This is a genomic window from Legionella maceachernii, from assembly GCF_900167045.1.
GTDB classification, from domain to species: domain Bacteria; phylum Pseudomonadota; class Gammaproteobacteria; order Legionellales; family Legionellaceae; genus Tatlockia; species Tatlockia maceachernii.
Genome location: NZ_FUXJ01000008.1, coordinates 105266 through 127578, shown reverse-complemented (window position 1 = coordinate 127578; position 22313 = coordinate 105266). Strand labels below are relative to the sequence as shown.

The following is a 22313-nucleotide window of genomic DNA, read 5'->3' as shown; positions in this document are numbered from 1 at the left end:
GAAATGAGCGAAATGAATTGTACAGCATAGCTAAGGAACAAACATGGCAAAGAAATTTATTGATCTTTCCATTTACTTGGAAAACGAAGTGAAATCCGATCCCCCTGGCTATCAACCAGAAATTCACTATTTAACTCATCAACAAACGGTAGGTGAGCTGATGCATTTTTTCCCCGGTCTAACTCCTGGCGATCTACCCGACAGTGAGGCCTGGGCTTACGAACGAGTCAATTTGATTACCCACAATGGCACTCATCTCGATGCCCCTTATCATTTCTCGACACTAATGGATAAAAATAAGCGAGCGATTACCATCGATGAAATTCCCCTGGAATGGTGCTTCCAAGCAGGAGTAAAACTGGATTTTCGCCATTTGCCTGATGGTTACGTCGTCACTAAAAAGGATGTGCAAGCTGAGCTTAAACGAATTCATTATGAATTGAAACCGTTAGATATCGTGTTAATTAATACCCGTGCTGGCTCACGATATGGTCATGAGGATTATATTAACGCAGGCTGTGGTATGGGGCGCGAAGCAACCCTATATTTACTGGAATTCGGGGTAAAAATTACTGGAACAGATGGCTGGAGCTGGGATGCACCCTTTGCCCATACTCGGGAAAAATACCTCGCTAAGAGAGATGCTTCCTTGATTTGGGAAGGGCATAAAGCAAGTCGTGAGATCAGTTATTGCCATTTAGAAAAACTCCATAATTTAGAAAGTCTGCCTGCACACGGCTTCATGGTTTGTTGTTTCCCCGTCAAAATCAAAAACGCGTCAGCCGGTTGGACTCGTGCCGTAGCGATTTTGCAAGATTAGGAGAATCTGTTTGGAGAATTTCTCTTCCCCTTTGCTGCATTTAAAGCTAAATTGTTCATGTCGTCCTGAGCGAAGCGAAGGATCTCCTTGGTGGGGTTACTGCCAAGAGTTGGGAGGTCCCTCGCGTTGCTCGGGATGACAGGGTATTGTCCTCCCGAACGTAGTAAGGGATCTCCCTGATGGAGTTACTGCCAAGAGTCGGGAGGTCCTTCGCGTTGCTCAGGATGACAGTGAGTTGTGTTGTCGTCCTGAGCGAGGCGAAGGATCTCCTTGGTGGGGTTAGTGCCAAGAGTCGGGAGGTCCCTCGCTTTGCTCGGGATGACAGTTGTGTTGTCGTCCTGAGCGAAGCGAAGGATCTCCTTGGTGGGGTTAGTGCCAAGAGTCGGGAGGTCCCTCGCTTTGCTCGGGATGACAGTTGTGTTGTCGTCCTGAGCGAAGCGAAGGATCTCCTTGGTGGGGTTACTGCCAAGAGTTGGGAGGTCCCTCGCATTGCTCGGGATGACAGAGGTTGTTGTCGTCCCGAACGCAGTGAGGGATCTCCTGGATGGGGTTACTGCCAAGAGTTGGGAGGTCCCTCGCTTTGCTCGGGATGACAGTTGTGTTGTCGTCCTGAGCGCAGTGAGGGATCTCCTTTGGAGGTTACTGCCAAGAGTCGGGAGGTCCCTCGCTTTGCTCGGGGGTTGTCGTCCTGAGCGAAGCGAAGGATCTCGGAATTAAGGATGAATGGTGCAAAAAGATCAACAACGTTTGTTAATTCTTTCAAGTTTAGGCGGAACTTTAGAGTTTTATGACTTCATTATTTTCGCCCTGTTTGCGAGCTATATTTCTAATGCTTTTTTCCCAGCTACTGACGAGCTAGTCAGCTTACTGATTACCTTTGCCACTTTTGCCATTGGTTATTTAGTCAGACCTCTGGGAGGAATTATTTTTGGGCATTTTGGCGATAAAATTGGCCGCAAAACGACTTTTACCGTGTCAATATTAATCATGGCACTGGCCACAATCGGTATCGGCTTCATACCCACTTATTCCACGATAGGTATAGCCGCCCCCCTTATCGTCATTAGCTTACGGATTTTGCAAGGCATTTCCATTGGTGGCGAGATTCCTGGAGCCATTACTTATGTCACTGAATCGTTACCTCAACATAAAGGCCTTGCCTGCGGAATCATTTTCTGCGCTCTTCTTTTTGGGATTGTATTAGGGTCAATTGTTCATGCTGCGATTTTAACTTTTCTTCCTGAAGCCCAAATGCAAGCTTATGGCTGGCGAATTCCTTTCATTGCGGGTGGCGTTTTTGGATTACTCAGTTATTTACTTCGCAAAGAACTCCATGAATCAGCGCCGTTTTTAGCGATCGAAAAATCCATTGAAAAATTTCCAATTGTTACCGTGTTTAAACAACAATTTTCCTGTGTCGTCGCAGGAGGACTTATTGTGGCACTGTGTGCGGCGATTGTGACGGGGCTTTTCTTATTTAATCCAGCCTATTTCACTAAAGTGTTACATTTACCCAACAATGCTTACATCTGGGAACGCACCGCAGCGATAGCTTTTGGCTCGGTTTTGAGTATAGTTTTTGGGTATCTAACCGACGTATTCAATATAAAAAAATTAGTACGGTTTTTGGCAATACTCACCGCTTGTCTTGCTTACCCAATCTTTACTATTTATGCGTATTACCCCTCTCTTTATCCCATTGCCTTTATTGCCAGTTCCTTATTGCTGGGTTTATCTGCAGGGTTTATTCCGCCTTTACTCAGTGAATTATTTCCCACAAAAATCCGTTATAGTGGCATAGCCGTTAGCTATAATTTAGGTTTTGCTCTTTTCGGAGGGCTGACTCCACTTCTCTCTTTATCTTTAATTTATTATACGGGCTGGGTCACTGCGCCAGCACTTTATTTAATCCTTGTCGCACTGCTCACTATTCTTTCACTGGTGTTTCTTAGTCGTAGATACCAAGTACTAAACCCTAAAGGGATAGGTCATCCCGCCGCTTAACAAGGGACGCCCTAGGTGGGGTGAACTGATAATGTCGCTGCCTTAAGGATTATTATTACACCCCGATGACATGACGTCTCTGGAGCTAATTCACGCGCAAGACTGCTAGATCCTGCGGATAAGCGGCGGGACGTAGGAATAGGTACGATTGCAGGGACTTTTAAGCTTCTTTAGAATACAACGCAATTGCATTCCCTTCTGTATCCAAAATAATGGCTCTGTGGCCGTAAGGGCCTATTTGCTCTTTTGCTTGAACTAGCTTTGCACCGAGCTTTTTTGCTTCTTCAATGGCCTTATCCAATTGACCTTCAACATTAAGATAAACCAATGGGCCATCCTGGGATGGTTTTCTGTCATTCATCACGACTAAGCAGCCTGAAACATTATCCTGCGCATGAGGTAATAGTCCAAATTCGAAACCATGCTCAGCGATTTTTTGTACCGGCTCGCTTAAAATTGCGCTGTAAAAATGAATGGCTCTGTCCAAATCAACAACAGGAATATCTATCCAACAAAAGGTATTTTTAGGGCTCATACTTGCTCTTATGGTGGTTAATGAGCAAACGATTCTAGCATAGGCTAATTAAAAAATAGCCTTATTAAAGCCCATAATCAGCAAATTTAATGGAAAATTAGAATGGAGGTTGCCTCCTACCTAGCGCCACTCTTCTTAATGACATTTCGATAAGCGCTATACAAATCCGCCTCCACAGAGGAGAAAAAAAACTAGAAACTGGGGTCATGCCTCTCACCGAGAACAATACCTCTTCAATTGATAGGGGGCAATTAAAGCCATCCTTAAGGGATCATAAAAGATTTTTTTAAAAGCATTTAGATTATTTATTAATCAATAATCCACATTACACATTTGCACCAATAAGAAATCATATATAATTTATGGAAGCGGTGTAGAATAAGTTGTGGAAGTAAGATGAATGAGTTAAAGCAAGTTTCCCCAAAGGAAAATACGACATTGGCTAATGAGAAAAACAAATCTTTAGGAATTGATTTACCTAATAACGAAGAGGAGCTGTTCCTTCTGGATCATTATCCTTTGCTTGATATTGAGCTGGGACTTGCTAACCTGGGTGATGCCTCCATTTTACACGAGCTGCTTGAGCTCCTCTTAAAGAAAGAATTACCCACGGAATTAAGCGAAATTGAAGCAGCTTACACTGAACATAATTGGTGCAAAATTGAGGAACTCGCGCATAAATTGAAGAGTGCAGCTTTGTATTGTGGCACTGTTCGGCTTAAATTAGCTTGCCAATATTTGGAACGTTATCAAAAAGCAGGTTACACTAACCTATTGGACAAGCTCTATTTTCAATTAATTCAAGTGGCTAATGAGACTGAACAATCGATTAATGACTGGATTTCTACGCACACAGCTTAATTACTATGAAACCATTAAACGTTAAACTCGCTTTTCTGTTTACTTTGTTCCTACTTCCTTCTTTAAGTGGCGCTGAAACTATCTCTCAATCGGAGTCTGCTGTAGCACGTATTTCTATGCTGGAAAGAGCCTTAGCCCCTAAAGAGCCGGCTGAAGTGGCCTCTTTATTTGCTGAAGCCACTAAAACACGCAATGGGGCAGTCCAATTTATGCTCTTTTCAGATCCATTAAAAAATAAATATAAACAAGAATGGCCTTATTGGGTCTCAGGAACTTCCAGCCCTTGGATTACCTCTTATCAGATCAAACAAATAGCCCAACATAAAAACAGCTGGCAATTTCAAATCACTTATCAATGGGCAACCTCTTCTGGGCCTTTTTACCCCGCATTAGTACAAACCATTGTGGTTGAACCGGTTCCTAGCAACGTCAACAGCTCTCAGCATTTTTGGATAGTGAAATTCAAAGAAAATGAATAAGGGTTTTTGCTCTTTCTCTGCAGACTAGCCGGGCACGTGGGCAAAATAGGGTCTACTTCTAGCTTTGGATAAGAGGGAGGCGCGTCAACTGCATGGAAGGTATACGCATGATAAGCTCGATTAGACTGATTTGCATTACTCTTGTCCAGAAAATAAGGTCTTACTCACCGCCAACACCTCATACCGCTGGGCGCTGTAATCATGGACTGCGGGTTGCAGTAAATTTTGATGCAACAAATGATGATAATACTTATAGGCTTGTTTGAGTTTACCCCACTGCTCGTGATTAAGAATCATTTCACTGTACAATTGCTGTAGCAGATTTAATGTATTGGTATGCCGCAGAAAACTCGGTTTTGGATAGGCCAATACTAAAAATTGCACTAAAAATTCAAGATCCAGCAAGCCGCCCGCTGCGTATTTCACTAGTTCAGAGTCGGCATGCTGGCTAATTCTTTCTCTCATGTTTAACACGTCATCGCGCAGCGTTCGTTTATCTCTCGGCAAAAATAACACATCGGCTTTAAGTTGTTTGAAAAGATGACGAATACGATTGTTAGCCACGATGATTCGTGCTCGAAGTAATGCTTGATGCTCCCAAGTCCAAGCATGAGCACGTTGATATTCAATGAACGCGTCAATATGACTGACTAATAAACCCGCAGCACCGGAGGGACGTAAACGGGTGTCAACTGAATATAAAATTCCCGCTTGCGAACGGGTAGTTAACATATGCAAAATTTTTTGCGTCAACCGCGTCACTAATCCTTCTTCTTCCTGACGCGCTGCATGAATAAAAACCAAATCAAGATCGGAATTATAGTTCATTTCCCGACTCCCTAACTTACCGTAAGCAATAATGGCGAAGCGTGTTTTTATCTGCTCCATTTGCGGATAACGTTTGGCTAATTGCTCACAAGCAATGGCCAAAACCGCTTCAACAATCACCTCAGCAACATCCGCCAAAAAGCGTCCAATACGTACGGCATCATACTGCCTATGCATCTCTGCCCGAGCAGCATAAAGCCAATTATTCAATTTAAATTGACGTAAAATTTCGCCTTGTAATTCGTTCTCTGTGCAATGCACTAATTGACTTTTTAAGGTTTGCAGAAGCTGCTGGCGTGAGGGCAACCGCCAATTTTCCTCTTGATCAAGTAAAACCTCGAGCAAGAAAGGCTGACTGACAAGCAATGAGGTGATAAAAGGACTATGAGCAAACCAATGCAATAATTCTTTTAAGACTTGCGGATTTTCAGTGATCAAGGCTAAATAAGCGCTCCGTCCGACAATATTTTCGAGTAAGTGCAACACTTGGGCTAAAACGGCATCCGTTTCTGCAATTTCAGTTAACTCAGTCAATAACAGCAACATAAAGCGATCAAGACGCATTCTAGCCGCTTGTGACAGACGCCGGCACCGGGGCGAGTGACGAAAGGTATACAACATTTGGTAACAACGCTCGGGCTGACGAAATCCAAGTCCAGCGAGTAAATTGACGGCCATAGTGTTTTCAATATGACCTTGCCATAAGCTAGCCAACTGGTTCGAAATCAGCCGATTTTCATCTTCATAAGGATCGCCTTTTCGTAAAATTGTGCGAAAAAGGGTGCTCACAATTCGCTGATATTGCTGCAATCGTGTTAAAAGGCCATTCCAATCCTTATAGCCCATGGCCATTGCAATTTGCGCTTGCTTCAACTCATCCTTAGGCAAAGCATGGGTTTGCTGATCATTTACGCTTTGCAGTGTATTTTCCAGTTTTCTTAAAAAAAGATAGGCTTGTTTTAATACGGTGGTGTGCGTCAAGAGGTCTTCTGCTTTTATTGCATCAAGTGCTGCGATCAAATTTTGCTGTCTTAAAAAAGGAAAGCGCCCACCTCGGATTAGCTGAATACTTTGAACAATGAATTCAATTTCTCGAATGCCTCCAAACCCACGCTTAATGTCATCTAACATGGGATTTAATTGCACTTCGCGCGCAATCATCGCTTTCATGCTGCGCAAAGACTCAATCACGCTGAAATCCACATAACGTCGATAGACAAAGGGTGTAATTAAGCGATGAAACCAATGATCTTGCTCCAGGGTATGCTCACCAATAAGGCGCGCTTTGACCATCGCATAACGCTCCCAATCGCGTCCTTGCTCTTGATAATAAGTTTCCATCGCAGCGAGAGTACTGACTAAAGCACCACTATCGCCATTAGGACGCAAACGCAAATCAACACGAAACACAAAGCCATCCGCAGTCGCATTGTGTAACAGTTGCATGAAACTCTGCACGACTTTACTGTAATAGTGCTGATTGCTTATTGAGTCTTGTCCATGAGTATAACCGGCAGCTGAAAAAGCAAAAATTAAGTCAATATCCGAAGAAAAATTAAGCTCCCTCCCCCCAAGCTTGCCCATAGCAAGGACATAAAGTAGCGTTGGCTTACCTACTTCATCACAAGGTTGGCCGTAGCGCTCTGTCATTTCCTTTTGACAAAAGTAAAGCGAGTGTAAGATGATCGCATCGGCGCAGGCTGACCAAGCAGTCATTGTTTGCTCTGTGTCAGATAATCCAGCGAGCTCTCGCAGCATCAACCGTAAAAAATGGCGATGTCGGAAATAGCGCAATTCGCGAGCAAAATGGGGCTCTTCCTTCGGCAGTCGGCTTAACACAGTGCAATAATCGCTGTAGGTCAAGGGTTGCAAACAGTCATCCTCAGTGAGTAACTGTTTTAACGTCTCAATGTGGCGACAGGCGAAATCACTCACCAGCAATAAAGATTGCAGCGCCGCATTAAGCGGGTGCGTCGTCAGCTCAGCAAAATGCTTCTGATAATAATACATCCTTGATTGTAGCTGTTGCATTGATTATTTTTCTGAAATGAAAAGGGATTTTCTTTAGCCTATCTAAGCTTACTAAGAAACACAAATCTTAAGCGATCTGAGAGAGTAGGACAGATTATCATCAAAAAAATTTCTTAAATTTTCACCATTTTATTGAGGAATCAATCTATAGTTAAAGGAGTTATTTAACAAGGAGATACACAATGGGATATGTACAAGTTGGTGACTGTACTCGGGTTTTTGTACAGGATTGGGGATCAGGTAAACCCATCGTCTTTATTTCCGGATGGCCTTTCGATCATCGTTGTTATGAATATCAATTCACGCAAATACCAAAGCATGGCTACCGTTGCGTCGGAATCGATATGAGAGGTTATGGGAAATCCGACAAGCCTTGGGGCGAATACAACTACGACGTTTTTGCCGATGACATTTTAAAGGTTTTGCGCCATCTTGATTTAGACGATGTCACGCTCGTAGGCCATTCCATGGGAGGCGCAATAGCAATTAACTACTGCGTGCGTCATCACAATGAGCGCGTTTCAGGACTCGTACTGTTAGGCGCTGCCGCACCCATCTGGACACAACGCTCCGACTTTCCACATGGCTTAACGATTGATCAATGCAATGAGCTCCTTGAATTATGCTATTCTGACAGAGCACAATTGCTGGCTAATTTCGGCAAGATTTTCTTCCATAAGGAAGATTCCGTAAGCCCTAAATTTGCTGATTGGATGCATAACATGGGTATGGAAGCTTCTCCTTATGCCACCGCTGAATGCATTATCGCACTGAGAGATACCGATCAACGTAAAAACCTAGAAAAAGTGAAAGTCCCTACCGCCATTTTTCATGCACCCGGCGATAAAGTATGTCCTTTTGGGCTGGCTGAAGCCATGAATAAAGGCATTAAAAATTCAAAAATCATTCGTTTTGAAAACAGTGGGCATGGACTGTTTTATGATGAGTGGAAAAAATGCAATGACGAATTGATGAAGTTTGTGGATGAACATCATAAGTAATAATCAAAAAGGCTAATCGTTCTCTTCCTCTGGCCCCGGCTTGTTCGCGGGGGCCAGACGAGGATGTAGGAATAAAGGCGGCCAAATGAGATGGCCCTTGTTTTAAGTCTAAGTTGTTTTACTTTGTACCACTTGAGCAGCAGATTGCTCAGCACGTGGCAATACCTCTTCCACAGGTGCTGATTTTGCTTCTTTTTTTAACAATTGTTTAAACTGGGTATCTGTCACTTGCCCTCCAAGCTCCTTGGTCTTGTTTAACCTGTCAATCATGCTCTGAAGTTGAGTTTCACCCAATTTCATCAGTGGTTGGCGATTTCCTTTTATTTCAATATGATTATCCCCCATCAACTCAAAAAGCTGTTTAATTTTCTCAGTTTTTTTGTCACTCCACTTTGCTGCATTATCAACGAGATAATCAAGGGTTTTCTTGTTCAAAGCCCCATGTTCATTAAGGGTCGTCATAATGGATTCCACTTTCTGCAAATTTCCCTTACTTAATTGCATGAGGTTAGCTAATCTGTCTGAGCCAATGAATTGCGTGAGCGGAATACCATTGTCATTCATTGCCTGGATGCAATTGATAAGACTTTGCACGTGGGCTTCATCTTTCAGCTTACCATTAGCCACATTATCAACCACATGATCAAAAATATCCTTATTGAGTTCTCCTCCTACCGCCTCGAAAATCTTAGCAACTGTAGCCAGTTTAGTTTCATCTCCCTCTTTTTTCCCAGTATCTAAAGCCATCAAACGGCCGAGTCGATCATCAAGCAGGGTTGAAAAAGGGACTTTGCCATTCATTGCACCCACACATTGGCCAAAGTGTTTAATTTGATTGTCATCCCAATCTTTTAATTTGCTGACATTCTTGCGCAAAACTTTAAAATCATCTTTATTCATTGGTACGTCAGTTTTCTTGAATTCAGCAAGCACTTTGGCAAGGTTATCCAGTTCCTTGTTGTCCATTTTCATAATAGGCTGTCGATTGCCTTTTATGGGAATATCAAGTTCGCCCATGGCCGTAAACACTTTCAATACTCTGTCTACCTTTTTCTCGCCATCAGGTTTTTTTTCGTCGACTGGTTCATTCAATTCCTTCGCATGCTCAACAATATAATCAAAAGTGGCTTTATTGAGATTTGAACCTTTTGGATGATAGGATAATTTACCCAATAATTTATTAACGGTTTCCAATTCATCCTTTGATCGGGCTAAAAGCTTGGCGAGGCGATCCTCTTTCAATGGCAAGGATTCAGTCAGTGGAATGCGGCTAGCCCGCAGAGCATTAATGCATCCAGCAAACGGTTTTGCCTTGGTATCGTCTAATTTTTTTACATGAGTTTGTAGCGCCTTAAATTCATCCTTACCCAGTGGTTCTTTAATATCCGTGGGTGCCTTTAATTGGCCTAAAAAGGCAGTTAGTTTTTGTAATTCTGCTACACCCTCCTTCCCTTTCATAGCAAGCTTCATTAAAGGCTGTCGATGCCCCGCAATGTTAATACGGGCAGTTCGCATTGCATCAAAGGCTGACGTGATGTGGCCCGCTTTATCCGCCAGAGCCGGAGCATTTTTCACCACATAATCAAAGGTCTTATCATTTAAAGCACTGCTTTGCCCCTCTTTTCCTGCTATGCTCTGTAAAATCTTCGCAACACCAGCCAAATGCGCCGGATTAGCCCCTACTTTCATGAGATCGCCGATCCGATTGCCTATGACTTGATGTTGTACTGGCACGTTGCCTTTATTCATCGCAGCAATACAGCTGGCAAGACTATCAACCGCCTCTTTGTCAAAATCCTTGACGCCTTCGCGCATCATCTTAAAAGTGTCTTTGTTAATCGGTAAGGGTTGTTTACCTTCTTTTGGAGCCGCTGCAGCATTCAAAATCACTTTTAACTTATCTAAATCTTTATCCTCCATTTTCATGACAGGTTGCCTGTCACCTTCCAAATCGATTTTTAACTCACGCATGCCGTCGAACACATCGGCAATCCTTTTTGCCTTATTGTCTTTGGTTAACTCATCGGCATTTTTAACAAGGTATTCAAAGGTTTTTTCATCCATCTCTTTGGCAAGGCTTGTGACAATTTTGGCCAGTTCTTGGAGCTTATTTCCTGCTCCATCTTGAGTTCCTAATTTTACTAATTGCGCAAGATGACCCTCCATCAAAGGTACAGAAGAGGTTAATGCAATTTTTGGGGTTTGTGCATTCATCGCGCGTAGGCAAGTCATGAGCGAATCTACTTGATCGAGATGCAAATGCTGAATATTACTGCGCAGATCTTTAAATGCTTTATCATCTAGAGCGACTTTGGGAGGTTGATTTGATTTTTCTAAGACTGATTTTAGAACACTTAAGCTCCCTGGGTTAGACTTTGCCATTTCCATAATGGGTTGTCTATTTCCCTCAATGGAAATGCCAAAATCATCCATTGCTTTAAAAACGGCAACCACTTCATCCGCCTTTGTCTTGCCAATCGCTCCTACAGCCAGATCGGGAGCATTATCCACGATGTAATCAAACGTTTTTTTATCGAGGGCTTTATAATTCGATAAAGTCGTTAACAGATTGCCAACCGCTTTGAGTTCATTTGGCTTTAAATCCATGAGACGGCTGGGATTCTCTGCTCTTAAGAATGGGGTTAGGGAGATATCGTTTGCTTGCATTGCCCTAAAGCATTTGCCTAAGTCTTGAGCGCGGTCTTTAGTCCAAGGCTCTTTTTCTGGATTTTTACTGTCTTTTACCAGCTTGTCGATAAGGTTCTTACATGCGCTTTTATCCAATAAAGGCGGTTTATCTTTCGGTACTGCCAATTGCCCTACAACCTCTTTAAGCGCCTCCAGCACTTTGACATCCTTACCTTCTGTATCTTTCGCATTTACGATGTCCATGACAGGTTGGCGAAGCCCTTCAAGATCCATGTTGGCCGTTTCTTTCATTGCTTTAAAAACGTCGGCAATTTTAGCTGCTTTAGGTGCCAACCGAGGACTTTCTTTTAGCACATAGTCAAAGGTTTTTTCATCCAGACGATCACCCAGGCTCTCCACGATTTTGCCAATTCCTTCGAGATCTTTTCCCTTACCCATCAACTCAATCAATCGATTATGCCCTGCTACTGAAACCAAAGGCACCTTACCGTCCATCGCTCTGACACACTGACCAAAATGGGGTATTTGACCTTCCTCCAATTGACCCACATGCTCTCGAAGCCAATTAAATTGGGTTGGGGATAATCGTCGCTTTGGTTTTAGAAAATCAAATTGAGGTAAAACCGCCGCGAGCTTGACTAAGTGATTACCATCCATATTCATAATAGGCTGTCTATTCCCTACAATGGGAATATGCGCTTCATCCATTGCGGTGAATGCAGCGACAATCGCTGCCCCTTTAGTCGATTTTCCCACTGGCTCAGCAAAATGCTTAGGATTGTCAACAATATAATTAAATGTGCGTTCATCCAAGGCTTTACGCGGAGGCGTTGTAAGCCCTTTTAGAACGGCTGAAACGGCGATTAACTGGTTTTCAGGCAGTTGCGCAATACGCTCGACATTGTTCCCTCTCCAAAATCGACTCATGGGGATATCGGCACTCTTCATAGCCGCAATACAGTTCCCTAAAGCACCGACTCTTTCGTTTTCGCCATCCTTGAAGCCATCCATGAGGTGATTAAATGTTTTATTATCGATTGACTCACCCTTAGGAATTTTCGCGAGAATACTCTTTATATGATCCAAACGTTGTTCACTCATGGACAAAAATTTATCGACATTAACCCCTTTTAACTTGGCGTCTAATGCCATGACCTCCTGTAATTTAGCCAATTTTTGAGGCTGACTTGCCAACTCTAATACCTTCTGAAGATTACTTTTAGTTAACTTGCCTGCTTTAGAAAGTGCTTCAGCAATATCAATAATCGCTTTCTTATTGTTATCATCGACAATGGCGTCTTCGGTAGCCTTTATCTCCACGTTATTGCCTAACTTGGCAAGATCAATGTATTTTTTTAGTTCACCAAGCTTCGGATTTGCTTTTAACACGCTAATTTTTGGCATACTTAGCTCCAGGAATTGTCTCCACTTTGCACCAGATTAAATAGACATTTACGACTTGTATTAAACAATCAAGAAAAACAAAGTGGTAATTAATTGAAATATTTGTGTAAATTATAGCAATTATGGAGAAATTATGTTTCCCCGTTATTCGTAAAAATTTGGAAAAATCGCTGATTGGCTAAAGGAGAGGGTATTGCTTTAAAAACAAACGGATTTTATTGAATTATTCTTCTTCATAAGTTGAGCATTGGTCAACAATAAGTGAGGGAGATTTAACCAGGATCAATGTTGGACCAAAGCCTCCTCTACATTTGTCTCGCTTGATGATCTCTCACCGATATGAGGTATACTCATAGAATATCATCCAATTTAGGATTCGACTTTTGATGAGATTAATGAGAATAGCCTGCTTCATTTGTGGATTTTTGTTCACCACTTTCGCTCATGCTCAAAATGAACTACCACTCAAAATTGCCGTTAATGGGTTCTCCCCTCCTTTCGTTATGCAAACAGGCAATAAACAACTTTATGGTTTTGACATCAGCATGATGAACAGTATTTGTAAAATTTTAAAGCGACCTTGCCAATTTACTGCTATGCGCTTTCAAAATTTAATTCCTTCGGTTGAAGCAAAAAAATTTGATGTGGCTGTGGGTTCTATCATTATTACTCCTGAACGCTCCACGCATGTTAATTTTTCATTACCTTATTTAATGAGTCATTCTCGCTTCCTAGGGCCAAAAAACTTAGCCGGACAACCTTTTAGCTTGCAAATGTTAAATGACAAAACCATTGGTGTGGAAAAAGGCAGTATTTTTACGGATCAAATTAATGACATGGGTGTGCGCAATCCTAACATTGTCAGTTATAACCACATCGTGGATGTCGTGGACGCGGTGAATAATGGCGATGTCGACATTGCCTTAATGGACGATCCAACCGCTAAATATTGGGAAATCGAATCATCAGGAGGGCTCGTCGCTTTAGGACAACCCTTTATCTACGGTTTTGGGATTGGTATCGCTGTCAATAGAGAACAAGCAGGATTACTAGAACAGATTAATAAAGCCCTCATTCAATACCAAAATAGCAATGAGTTCAAACAAAATTATGATCGGTACTTAAAGCAGTTTTAAGAGAAGTGATCAATTTACTTATAGCGGCAATTTCGAATTCTCCGAAGAGGGCGGAGGAGCAGTGTTGAACAAGCTAAAAATCACCAAGAGCAAGAAAACGAAGAGAAAGGCAAAAAATAACAATTTGGCAATATAAGAAGAAGTAGAAGCAGATTTCGTATAGCCATACGCTGCGGCAATAGCGGCAATAATCAACACAACAAAAGCCCATTCCAACATTCCCTGTCCTTAGGTGATTTATCAATCTCAGTAGTCTGGTAATAGCTAATGACCTCTTCTGACTCCTGAGTCCCGCGAGATCCAGGAATTTTCCCATCGTATCCCGATCTGCGGACAAGCTGGGGAAGGGAGTGAGCTACTCTTTCTATATTAGAAGCATTAGCCTTATTTTGCTATCCCTATGAATATAATTTCAGAATTGATTACAAGATAGTTGAACTAGAGGATCAAATAAATGCCGATCCTCTCAGGCCTGAGTAAAATTCATTGCTTAGTGAACGGTTTCACCTTTAATGATGCAAGTGCTAATGACTTGACGAGTAATGAAATCGCCTCTGCTTTCTCCGTATAAGGATTTAAAATGTTCAGCTAGCATTAAAACCCAAGAGGACAACCGAAAATCCATTCGTTTTTCTTCCTGATTGACCACGACTTCAAATAATCCCAAAGAATCAGTCTCTTGCTCATTGGCATATTCCTCCATAATACGCTGAGCAGTACTCATGTCCTTATCCTTTGTTGGCCAATTCTTATTCATACACACCCCCTCTACTTCATGACTACGGGTCATTTAAAAATGGTACATCCGATAAATTGGGTCTAATAGGGCAATTGCAAGGGCTTAATCATTTCTATTATGATGCCATAAAATGAATATATTTTCAATATATTGATCATTTTTTAGCTAGTCTATGCGCCCTACCGCTCCCTTGCGACTCCTGCCAAAGCGTAATAAACAGCACCATTATAATAGGGCCAACAAACAATCCGAGCAAGCCAAGGGTCTCCACACCGCCTAAGATACCAAAGAGCACTGCAAGAAAAGGCAGCTTAATTGCTCCGCCTATCAATACTGGCTTAATAAAATGATCGGCCACAAACATGATAAACGTCCCCCAAATGATCACTATCAGTGCCCCTACCATGCTTCCACTAGCAAGCAAGATTAAGGCAACTGCCGCAAATACCACTGGGACAACAAAAGGAATCATTGCTGCGAATGCGGTTATAAATCCAATCAAGGTGGGTGCTGGAAAACCGACTACAAAATAACAAAATCCCATGAGAATACCTACACCGATACCAACCACGATCGTTCCATTTACCGTAGCTCGTAAGGCTGAAGGGAGTCGATCGGCATAACGAAACCAACGATCGCCCAAACAATATTCACCAATGTGATTGATTTGCTTAAATAATTCATCTCCATCGCGATAAAAGAAAAATAAAGTGAGCAAAGTAAAGCCCAGTTGGAACCCACGATGTGCAAGATTAACCCCTACTTGCTTAATATAGTAACTTGCGGGTGTTAGCGAAATATGCAGATTGGTGAGCAACTCACGAAGGTTTCCGGGATGACTAAAATGCGCATTCCAATAATTCACCAAATCATTCCCCACCACCGGAAATTTAACAATAAAAGCAGGAGCGGGACCACCCACTTTATTGATGACCTGTAAGTAATTAATAAATAATTGGATTTCCTTGACCAGAATCGAAATTAACCAACTCAAAGGCAATAGAAGGATGAGGCCCACAACCGTGGTGAATAATAAAGCCGCTAAATTGTCATGGCCGCCGAATAATCGCCGCCAATATTTATAGAGTGGATAAGTGGCTATCACGATAATAGCAGCCCAGATCATGGATGGGATGAATCGATGAACAATAAATATGGCGAAAGCCACTATACTAATGGTCAGGCTTATACTGAGTAACTCTTTGTGGCTTTCATTCATTTTGCAAAACCCCACACAAGTAATTGCATGATTAACCAGGCAGGTACCGCAGCTAATAAATCATCTAACATGATCCCGAGTCCACCCTTTACGCGTTCATCAACAAATCCTATTGGCTGTGGTTTCCAAACATCAAAGAGGCGGAACAAGAGAAATCCAAGAATCATCCAGATGAGTCCAACCGGCACCATGGTCATGGTCAGTAAATAACCCACCACCTCATCCCAAACGATACCTGAATAATCATGCTCACCCAAATCTCGCGATATTTTATCACATACCCATACCCCAAGAATAAAGGCAGCAAGGGTAAACAACAAGTAAAACCACAGAGAATGTCCAGCCAGTAATAAGTACAAAGGCACTGCGGCCAAACTTCCCCATGTCCCAGGAGCTATCGGCATTAAACCGCTTCCAAATCCAAAACCGATGAAATAAATTGGATCCTGCCAGACTTTTTTCGATAAATTGAGAGGATACATTTAAACTCCTGGTTGCTAAATCATCAGTTTGCCAAATATCAAATAAATCTTCGGTTAAAAATGGCTATATCCCTGCGGGGCAAAATTTTTTATCTCACCTTTGGCCATTTCTACACGCAAACCTCGATTTTCTTCAATAACCCCAATGGGATAAGCGCTCAAACCCGCTTTGTTCAAGGCAGTTAAAAACCTTGTCTCGTTTACCGCAGGCACCGTAAAACATAACTCATAATCATCACCGCCAATGAGCGCAAAATTCACTGCTTTTTCTTGCTGATACTTTTTTACCAAGGGATGCACAGGAATTGCGGTAAAGTGAAGGCAAGCGCCTACTTTGCTTGCCACACAGATGTGATTTAAATCAGCACTTAATCCATCGGAAATATCAATCGCAGCGGAAGCATAAGTTTGCAAAATTTCAGCTAAATCAACACGAGGATTCGGGTGTTGCAATTTTTGCATCAATACTCTTCTATCTTGTTCATCAATGTCATTATTCTTTAAAAATTGAACCGCTAATGCCGCAGCCCCTAGCTCGCCACTCACGTAAATTTTATCTCCTGGCTTCGCCCCATTGCGTCGTACGGCTTTTCCTGAGGGAATTAACCCATGAAGAGTTATTGTTATACTTAAAGGCCCGCGCGTAGTATCACCGCCTATTAAAGCAATATTAAATCGGCGCAATGAATCATGCAGGCCTTGAGCAAAACGATTAAGCCATGTTTGATTCAATTCAGGGATAGTCAGGGCTAAACTAAGCCAACAGGGTTTTGCTGCCATGGCTGCAATATCGCTAATGTTCACCATGACGGCTTTGCAAGCAATATCGTAAGCATCCCAGCTCGATAAGAAATGCACTTCGGCAAGTAATGTATCAGTGGAGACTAACAATTGCTGCCCTGCTGGTACAATTAAACAAGCAGCGTCGTCTCCTATTCCAAAAATCACATCGTCGCGGCTAGATGCTGGCGCTTTGAAATAAACATCGATTAATGAGAATTCATTCATCATTTAGACTGATTTCAACAGCTCTGACCTTTCTAGCCAGATTATTCAGCACACCGTTGACATACCGATGGCCGTCTTGAGATCCGAATTCTTTCGTTAATGAAATGGCCTCATCAAGCACAACCCGATAAGGGATTTCTGGACAATAACATAACTCAAAAGCACTTAAACGCAATACGGTTAACTCAATTGGATTTAAATTTTGAATAGGTCTATCGAGAAACGGAACTAAATTGTCTTCTAAACTCTTCACCTGTTGAGGCACACCATGAAGTAAATGACAGAAATAGTCTGCATCAACCTTGGTCATATCATTGGCAACACGAAATTGAGCCTCAATTTCATACAATTCATGACCTGACATCAGCCATTGGTAAAGGGCCTGTAAGGCCAGCTTTCGAGCACGCCTTTTGCCCTTAATTGATTGTTTTTCCACAAATTACCTCATTTAGTTTATTGCTCAGAACGCAGTGAGAGACTTCCTGAGTAGGTTGGGCCTTGGCCTAAGCCGCCAAGGTAGCCCGGATTATGGCTATGCTCAGGGTGCATTTTACTTAGAAGTTCGATCATCTTTCATTTGATCGATAGTCTGTCTGAAATCACTGACATCTTTAAAGCGTTTATACACTGAGGCAAATCGGACATAAGCCACGTGATCAAGCCGAAATAACTGCTTCATGACCAATTCACCAACTAACTGTGAATCGACTTCTCGTTCACCGCTGCGTCGAATTTCTTGCATAATGGCGACGATAGCCTCTTCAAGTGCATCCACACTTACTGGCCTTTTTTCAAGGGCACGTAACATGCCTGCACGCAAATTACTCACATTAAAAGGTTCACGCCGGCCATCACGCTTAATAATGGAAGGCATGATCAATTCTGCCGATTCAAAAGTAGTGAAGCGCTCATGGCAAAGAAGACATTGGCGTCTTCGCCGTACTTGCGCCCCTTCCGCAACTAAACGCGAATCAACGACCTTGGTATCTTCGGCGTGACAAAATGGACAATGCATAATTATCGATATACTGGAAATTCACGACACAATTGCAACACCTGTGACTTAACACGAGCAATAGTGGCCTCATTGTTGATATCATCGAGCACATCTGCTATCCATCCAGTCAATTGACTCACTTCTTTTTCCTTAAATCCGCGCGTCGTAATTGCGGGGGTTCCTAAGCGCAACCCACTTGTTACAAAAGGAGAACGCGGATCATTAGGCACTGAATTTTTATTCACAGTAATGTTCGCTCGCCCTAAAGCAGCATCGGCATCTTTACCGGTAATGTTTTTCTCAATCAAATTAACCAAAAGAAGATGGTTTTCTGTACCACCCGACACGATGGGATAACCGCGGCTTTTTAGAACCTCAGCCATAATTTTCGCATTTAACAGCACCTGCTGCTGATAGCGCTTAAAGTCAGGTTGTAATGCTTCTGCAAAAGCAACTGCTTTGGCCGCAATCACATGCATCAGAGGACCGCCCTGCATGCCGGGAAACACGGCCGAATTGAGCTTCTTTTCAATTTCTTCGTTCGCGCGCGCCATAATCATACCACCCCTTGGACCGCGTAAGGTTTTATGGGTGGTTGTGGTGACCACATCAGCATAGGGCAACGGAGAGGGATATAAGCCAACAGCAACTAAACCTGCTACATGCGCAATATCAGCCATTAAATAGGCACCGACTTTATCAGCAATCGCTCGGAATTTTGGCCAATCAAGCACTTGAGAATAAGCGGAAAATCCAGCAATGATTAGTTTTGGCTTATGGGTCTCTGCCAGGCTTTCGAGTTCGTCGTAATCAATAAGGCCCGTTTGCACATCCAAACCGTATTCCACTGACTGGTACAACTTTCCGGAAAAGTTAACTTTTGAACCGTGCGTTAAATGCCCCCCGTGAGGTAAGGCCATGCCTAAAACCACATCACCAGGGGAAAGAAGCGCCATCATGACAGCCGCGTTAGCTTGTGAACCTGAATGAGGTTGCACATTGACATAATCAGCCGCAAATAATTTTTTTGCGCGTGCTATAGCAAGGGATTCGGCTATATCCACGTATTCACAACCGCCGTAATACCGCTTACCCGGATAACCTTCTGCATATTTATTGGTAAGGACAGAACCTTGCGCCTCTAAAACGCGTGGACTCGCATAATTTTCTGAGGCAATTAACTCAATGTGATCCTCTTGACGCACACGCTCTGATTCGATGGCCTGAGACAGTTCCTCATCAAAACCTGCAATCGTGTAATTTCGATTATACATAGCAATCAGTCCTCAACCCTTAAATAATTTATACAATTATAGAACGCTTAAGTTGCATCAGCAGAACTTTCCGGGTAAACGATTATCCTCTTTCGCGCTCGAAGACAGGAAGGATAAGCGCTTACCTTGCCTGATATTCATTCAGGCAAGAGCTCGCTAATTTTCTTGGTGTAACGAAACTTACAAGATTACCACAGTGTCATGAACTAGTCATGACCATGAGCATGAAGATCTGCACGATTATTTTGGCCATGGGTATTATTTTTCTTAGCGTAAGCAGGCGTACGAGTCGTGTTTGGAGCAGCGTTGCGATGACCATGATGATTAGGCATTGCTGGTACCGTTACTGCTTGTCGCCCATGGTGATGGCTTTGAGCTGGGGTACTTCTTCGATGAGAATGAGAAGTCGAGGGTGAAGATGAATCAACCACAACTTGTGCAGCCCAAGAGCCCAATGGGAAAAGCACACAAGACAATAGCACTATACGTTTCATAAAAACCTCGCTTGGACATAAAAGAAAGGCACGTTAATACGTGCCTTTTTAACTGGTTCTGCCGATTACTTCTTTTTAGTTTCAACTTGGAGCTGACTATTGAAGTTAGGTCTGACTTCAAGCGGAGTACCCGTGGTAGTCCATTTCGAATACAAGGTACGCCCTCTATAATCCTCAATAGTAAGGTACATGCCTGGATGGCAAAAAACATAACCATAACGGCTATCATAATAATCCAAATGGATATAATGAGGGGTGTCGCGAGGCGGAATATAGAATGACTCCATAGGGTTGCCATTATCAAATGTGCCGTAAACCCATACCCCATCGTAGCTATTATTAAAAATTTCAATGGTACAGTAGTATGGATCCGGATAGCCTGCCCCTTTTTTTGCAGCTGATTTTGCTGCCTCTTGATTTGTTTGTGGGTAACGGTGATCGTGGTCAGCATAAGCTGAAGCAAATGCACTTAAGCAACCCGCTAAAAGCAACGTCTTAAACTTCATTATTGTTATTCCCCTATTCGTAGTGGAAACCAGATGTTAACAAAGACCTTAATTTAGTCAACAGGTTTTTTTTGTAAGCATTATCACAAAACAATTAACCTTATGAGAATGAATAACTTCCTGTTTAACAGAAAGACAATAAACCTGTAAAAACCCTCTTGGCAGTCACTTCACCAAGGAGATCCCTCTCTATGTCCGGGACGACAATACCACTCACTGTCATCCTGAGCGCAGCGAAGGACCTCCCGACTTATCACAGCCCTATTTTATGCCTCTTTTAAATAAACTTTACCATTGAGTAATCATGCAAGGATGCCGATAGCTTGGATATACAACTTATGCTATATTTACGCGTCTTTAAGGCCTGTACTCTCATTTCCTGTAAGTTGGGTCTTGGCCCAACAAAAACGTGTAGTTTACATTGTTGGCTCAAGGATCCATCTACGTTCAACGAGTGCAAGGCTTGTACTCAAGCATTTTGGGTAACATACCCTTTCTGAGGAAGCAAATGAAAAAACGCATGATCATCATGATAAGCGCCTTAGGTGTGGTCTTTGGGGGAATTATAGGGTTTAACCTGTTTAAGGGCTTTATGATAAAGCGCTTTTTTGCTAGTTACGAACCACCACCTGTTAGCGTCTCGTCAGTTATCGCCGTAAGAAAAAACTGGCAACCCCATCTTTCCGCAGTCGGTAATTTCGTCGCCATGAATGGTGTCGATATTAATGCCGAAACCTCAGGCAAAGTCGTCAAAATTCATTTTGAATCGGGACAATACCTTGAGAAGGAAAACCCCCTCATTGACATTGACGATCAGGTTGACGAAGCCACACTGAAATTTAACCAAGCAGAACTGGCTTTAAGGCAGTTGAATTTTAAGCGTCAATCCGACTTGTTCAAACGAGGTGCTACCTCGAGTTCAGTTGTCGATGAAGCAACTGCTAGTCTGCAACAAGCTCAAGCCAATGTGGAACGCACCCAGGCGGAAATCAGGAAAAAGCACATCGTTGCTCCTTTTTCTGGACAATTAGGCATTCGTCAGGTCAATTTAGGGCAATACATTACCCCAGGGCAAACCACTATTGTGACTTTACAATCACTGGATCCTCTATACCTGGAATTCTATTTGCCAGAGCATTTATTAAAGCGTTTACATATTAATCAAGGTATTCGATTTAGCGTGGAGGGATTCCCCAATTTATTATTTGAAGGAAAAATTACAGCAATTAATGCCAAAGTGGATACCAACACCCACAATATTCTTGTTCAAGCGACCCTACCCAATTGCCCCGCTGATGTACAGAGCAAGCTGGACCACTCCAACTTAGTCACGGTAAAAAAACAACCCGACGGAGAAAAGAAAATTGTCAGCTGTAATAGCCAATTAAATGCAACCAATCACGTCACACAATTTTCTTTTATACCGGGTATGTTTGCTTCCATTGAAGTAGAACAACCCCCTATTCCGGATGTGGTCGTTTTACCTTCTACTGCAATCTCTTATAGTCTCTATGGCAATTCTGTTTTCGTCATTGAGAAAGATAAAACCCAGAAAGATAAGGATGGAAAGGATATTTTGCGCGTAAAACGCGTTTTTGTAAGCACTGGAGAGCAAGAGGGTAACTACACCATTATCAAAAAAGGAGTAGAAGACGGTCAGCAAGTGGTAAGCTCAGGCGAGCTAAAACTGCAAAATGGAACCCACGTAGTCATCAATAACAGTGTGAAACTGAATGAAGTCAGTAAACTTGATGCTTTGGGTCAGTAGCTGAGGCATTTTATCGTAATAGCCCCTTATCCCTACATCCCGTAGAGAAAGAAAGAGATAGTTATTACGTTTTTACCA

At 42.5% G+C, this 22313-nt stretch carries 21 protein-coding genes; 8 read left to right on the top strand and 13 right to left on the bottom strand.

Translation table 11 applies throughout. The annotated features are described in order from the left end of the window. Positions 1 to 43 precede the first annotated feature (43 nt). From B5D33_RS08460 to B5D33_RS08450, 3 genes are all read left to right on the top strand, one after another. Positions 44 to 820 (top strand): cyclase family protein, encoded by a 777-nt coding sequence (locus B5D33_RS08460; RefSeq protein WP_058451204.1) that lies wholly within the window; start codon positions 44 to 46, stop codon positions 818 to 820. A 230-nt stretch (positions 821 to 1050) separates the two neighbouring features. After that, the gene (locus tag B5D33_RS08455) at positions 1051 to 1413 is read left to right on the top strand and encodes a hypothetical protein (protein ID WP_139364748.1); all 363 of its coding nucleotides are present in this window, start codon (positions 1051 to 1053) and stop codon (positions 1411 to 1413) included. Positions 1414 to 1543: 130 nt separating this feature from the next. Further along, positions 1544 to 2824, top strand: coding sequence for an MFS transporter (locus B5D33_RS08450; protein ID WP_058451267.1), 1281 nt, complete (start codon positions 1544 to 1546; stop codon positions 2822 to 2824). Between the two features lie 160 nt (positions 2825 to 2984). Here the strand turns inward: B5D33_RS08450 and B5D33_RS08445 are convergent, their stop codons facing one another. Next, positions 2985 to 3359: a VOC family protein gene (locus B5D33_RS08445; protein ID WP_058451266.1), complete on the bottom strand. Its 375-nt coding sequence runs from the start codon at positions 3357 to 3359 to the stop codon at positions 2985 to 2987. A gap of 396 nt (positions 3360 to 3755) precedes the next feature. On the opposite strand from B5D33_RS08445, the gene B5D33_RS08440 reads away from it, so the two are divergent. Next, positions 3756 to 4220, top strand: coding sequence for an Hpt domain-containing protein (locus B5D33_RS08440; protein ID WP_058451265.1), 465 nt, complete (start codon positions 3756 to 3758; stop codon positions 4218 to 4220). A gap of 5 nt (positions 4221 to 4225) precedes the next feature. Next, positions 4226 to 4699, top strand: coding sequence for a hypothetical protein (locus B5D33_RS08435; RefSeq protein WP_058451264.1), 474 nt, complete (start codon positions 4226 to 4228; stop codon positions 4697 to 4699). A gap of 135 nt (positions 4700 to 4834) precedes the next feature. Here the strand turns inward: B5D33_RS08435 and glnE are convergent, their stop codons facing one another. Beyond that, positions 4835 to 7558, bottom strand: a complete 2724-nt coding sequence (gene glnE / locus B5D33_RS08430) for a bifunctional [glutamate--ammonia ligase]-adenylyl-L-tyrosine phosphorylase/[glutamate--ammonia-ligase] adenylyltransferase (RefSeq protein WP_058451263.1) — start codon at positions 7556 to 7558, stop codon at positions 4835 to 4837. 182 nt (positions 7559 to 7740) lie between these two features. Between glnE and B5D33_RS08425 the strand changes: the two genes are divergently transcribed. Beyond that, on the top strand, positions 7741 to 8559 hold the full coding sequence (locus B5D33_RS08425) for an alpha/beta fold hydrolase (protein ID WP_058451262.1): 819 nt from the start codon (positions 7741 to 7743) through the stop codon (positions 8557 to 8559). A gap of 108 nt (positions 8560 to 8667) precedes the next feature. On the opposite strand, the gene B5D33_RS08420 is transcribed toward B5D33_RS08425, so the two are convergent. Further along, positions 8668 to 12612: a hypothetical protein gene (locus B5D33_RS08420; protein ID WP_058451261.1), complete on the bottom strand. Its 3945-nt coding sequence runs from the start codon at positions 12610 to 12612 to the stop codon at positions 8668 to 8670. A 395-nt stretch (positions 12613 to 13007) separates the two neighbouring features. Between B5D33_RS08420 and B5D33_RS08415 the strand changes: the two genes are divergently transcribed. After that, complete coding sequence (locus B5D33_RS08415) at positions 13008 to 13748, top strand: transporter substrate-binding domain-containing protein (protein ID WP_078767393.1); 741 nt, start codon at positions 13008 to 13010, stop codon at positions 13746 to 13748. 18 nt (positions 13749 to 13766) lie between these two features. Here the strand turns inward: B5D33_RS08415 and B5D33_RS08410 are convergent, their stop codons facing one another. From B5D33_RS08410 to B5D33_RS08365, 10 genes are all read right to left on the bottom strand, one after another. Then, the gene (locus B5D33_RS08410) at positions 13767 to 13967 is read right to left on the bottom strand and encodes a DUF1328 family protein (protein ID WP_058451259.1); all 201 of its coding nucleotides are present in this window, start codon (positions 13965 to 13967) and stop codon (positions 13767 to 13769) included. A gap of 271 nt (positions 13968 to 14238) precedes the next feature. After that, positions 14239 to 14505, bottom strand: coding sequence for a hypothetical protein (locus tag B5D33_RS08405; RefSeq protein ID WP_058451258.1), 267 nt, complete (start codon positions 14503 to 14505; stop codon positions 14239 to 14241). Positions 14506 to 14641: 136 nt separating this feature from the next. Further along, on the bottom strand, positions 14642 to 15706 hold the full coding sequence (locus B5D33_RS08400; protein WP_058451257.1) for an AI-2E family transporter: 1065 nt from the start codon (positions 15704 to 15706) through the stop codon (positions 14642 to 14644). Further along, the gene (locus B5D33_RS08395; RefSeq protein WP_058451256.1) at positions 15703 to 16188 is read right to left on the bottom strand and encodes a phosphatidylglycerophosphatase A family protein; all 486 of its coding nucleotides are present in this window, start codon (positions 16186 to 16188) and stop codon (positions 15703 to 15705) included. Before B5D33_RS08395 ends, B5D33_RS08400 begins: the two co-directional genes overlap by 4 nt. A 54-nt stretch (positions 16189 to 16242) precedes the next feature. Further along, positions 16243 to 17196, bottom strand: coding sequence for a thiamine-phosphate kinase (gene thiL / locus B5D33_RS08390; protein WP_058451269.1), 954 nt, complete (start codon positions 17194 to 17196; stop codon positions 16243 to 16245). After that, positions 17189 to 17632: a transcription antitermination factor NusB gene (gene nusB / locus B5D33_RS08385; RefSeq protein WP_058451255.1), complete on the bottom strand. Its 444-nt coding sequence runs from the start codon at positions 17630 to 17632 to the stop codon at positions 17189 to 17191. Before nusB ends, thiL begins: the two co-directional genes overlap by 8 nt. A gap of 114 nt (positions 17633 to 17746) precedes the next feature. Further along, entirely contained in the window at positions 17747 to 18211 is a 465-nt protein-coding gene (gene nrdR, locus B5D33_RS08380; protein WP_058451254.1) for a transcriptional regulator NrdR, read from the bottom strand. A gap of 2 nt (positions 18212 to 18213) precedes the next feature. Then, complete coding sequence (gene glyA / locus B5D33_RS08375; protein ID WP_058451253.1) at positions 18214 to 19467, bottom strand: serine hydroxymethyltransferase; 1254 nt, start codon at positions 19465 to 19467, stop codon at positions 18214 to 18216. 206 nt (positions 19468 to 19673) lie between these two features. Next, a complete protein-coding gene (locus B5D33_RS08370) occupies positions 19674 to 19961 on the bottom strand; it encodes a hypothetical protein (RefSeq protein WP_058451252.1) in 288 nt (95 codons plus the stop codon). 65 nt (positions 19962 to 20026) lie between these two features. Then, entirely contained in the window at positions 20027 to 20467 is a 441-nt protein-coding gene (locus B5D33_RS08365; RefSeq protein WP_058451251.1) for a hypothetical protein, read from the bottom strand. A 508-nt stretch (positions 20468 to 20975) separates the two neighbouring features. On the opposite strand from B5D33_RS08365, the gene B5D33_RS08360 reads away from it, so the two are divergent. Continuing rightward, entirely contained in the window at positions 20976 to 22235 is a 1260-nt protein-coding gene (locus B5D33_RS08360; RefSeq protein ID WP_058451250.1) for an efflux RND transporter periplasmic adaptor subunit, read from the top strand. The last annotated feature ends 78 nt before the right edge of the window (positions 22236 to 22313 follow it).

Coding starts and splice junctions, on each gene's coding strand:
- nrdR (WP_058451254.1), bottom strand. CDS start 18,211: ATGCATTGTCCATTTTGTCACGCCGAAGATACCAAGGTCGTTGATTCG.
- B5D33_RS08410 (WP_058451259.1), bottom strand. CDS start 13,967: ATGTTGGAATGGGCTTTTGTTGTGTTGATTATTGCCGCTATTGCCGCA.
- B5D33_RS08395 (WP_058451256.1), bottom strand. CDS start 16,188: ATGTATCCTCTCAATTTATCGAAAAAAGTCTGGCAGGATCCAATTTAT.
- B5D33_RS08435 (WP_058451264.1), top strand. CDS start 4,226: ATGAAACCATTAAACGTTAAACTCGCTTTTCTGTTTACTTTGTTCCTA.
- B5D33_RS08450 (WP_058451267.1), top strand. CDS start 1,544: ATGGTGCAAAAAGATCAACAACGTTTGTTAATTCTTTCAAGTTTAGGC.
- B5D33_RS08445 (WP_058451266.1), bottom strand. CDS start 3,359: ATGAGCCCTAAAAATACCTTTTGTTGGATAGATATTCCTGTTGTTGAT.
- B5D33_RS08440 (WP_058451265.1), top strand. CDS start 3,756: ATGAATGAGTTAAAGCAAGTTTCCCCAAAGGAAAATACGACATTGGCT.
- thiL (WP_058451269.1), bottom strand. CDS start 17,196: ATGAATGAATTCTCATTAATCGATGTTTATTTCAAAGCGCCAGCATCT.
- glyA (WP_058451253.1), bottom strand. CDS start 19,467: ATGTATAATCGAAATTACACGATTGCAGGTTTTGATGAGGAACTGTCT.
- B5D33_RS08460 (WP_058451204.1), top strand. CDS start 44: ATGGCAAAGAAATTTATTGATCTTTCCATTTACTTGGAAAACGAAGTG.
- B5D33_RS08365 (WP_058451251.1), bottom strand. CDS start 20,467: ATGAAGTTTAAGACGTTGCTTTTAGCGGGTTGCTTAAGTGCATTTGCT.
- B5D33_RS08405 (WP_058451258.1), bottom strand. CDS start 14,505: ATGAATAAGAATTGGCCAACAAAGGATAAGGACATGAGTACTGCTCAG.
- B5D33_RS08420 (WP_058451261.1), bottom strand. CDS start 12,612: ATGCCAAAAATTAGCGTGTTAAAAGCAAATCCGAAGCTTGGTGAACTA.
- B5D33_RS08370 (WP_058451252.1), bottom strand. CDS start 19,961: ATGAAACGTATAGTGCTATTGTCTTGTGTGCTTTTCCCATTGGGCTCT.
- B5D33_RS08360 (WP_058451250.1), top strand. CDS start 20,976: ATGAAAAAACGCATGATCATCATGATAAGCGCCTTAGGTGTGGTCTTT.
- B5D33_RS08400 (WP_058451257.1), bottom strand. CDS start 15,706: ATGAATGAAAGCCACAAAGAGTTACTCAGTATAAGCCTGACCATTAGT.
- B5D33_RS08425 (WP_058451262.1), top strand. CDS start 7,741: ATGGGATATGTACAAGTTGGTGACTGTACTCGGGTTTTTGTACAGGAT.
- glnE (WP_058451263.1), bottom strand. CDS start 7,558: ATGCAACAGCTACAATCAAGGATGTATTATTATCAGAAGCATTTTGCT.
- B5D33_RS08415 (WP_078767393.1), top strand. CDS start 13,008: ATGAGAATAGCCTGCTTCATTTGTGGATTTTTGTTCACCACTTTCGCT.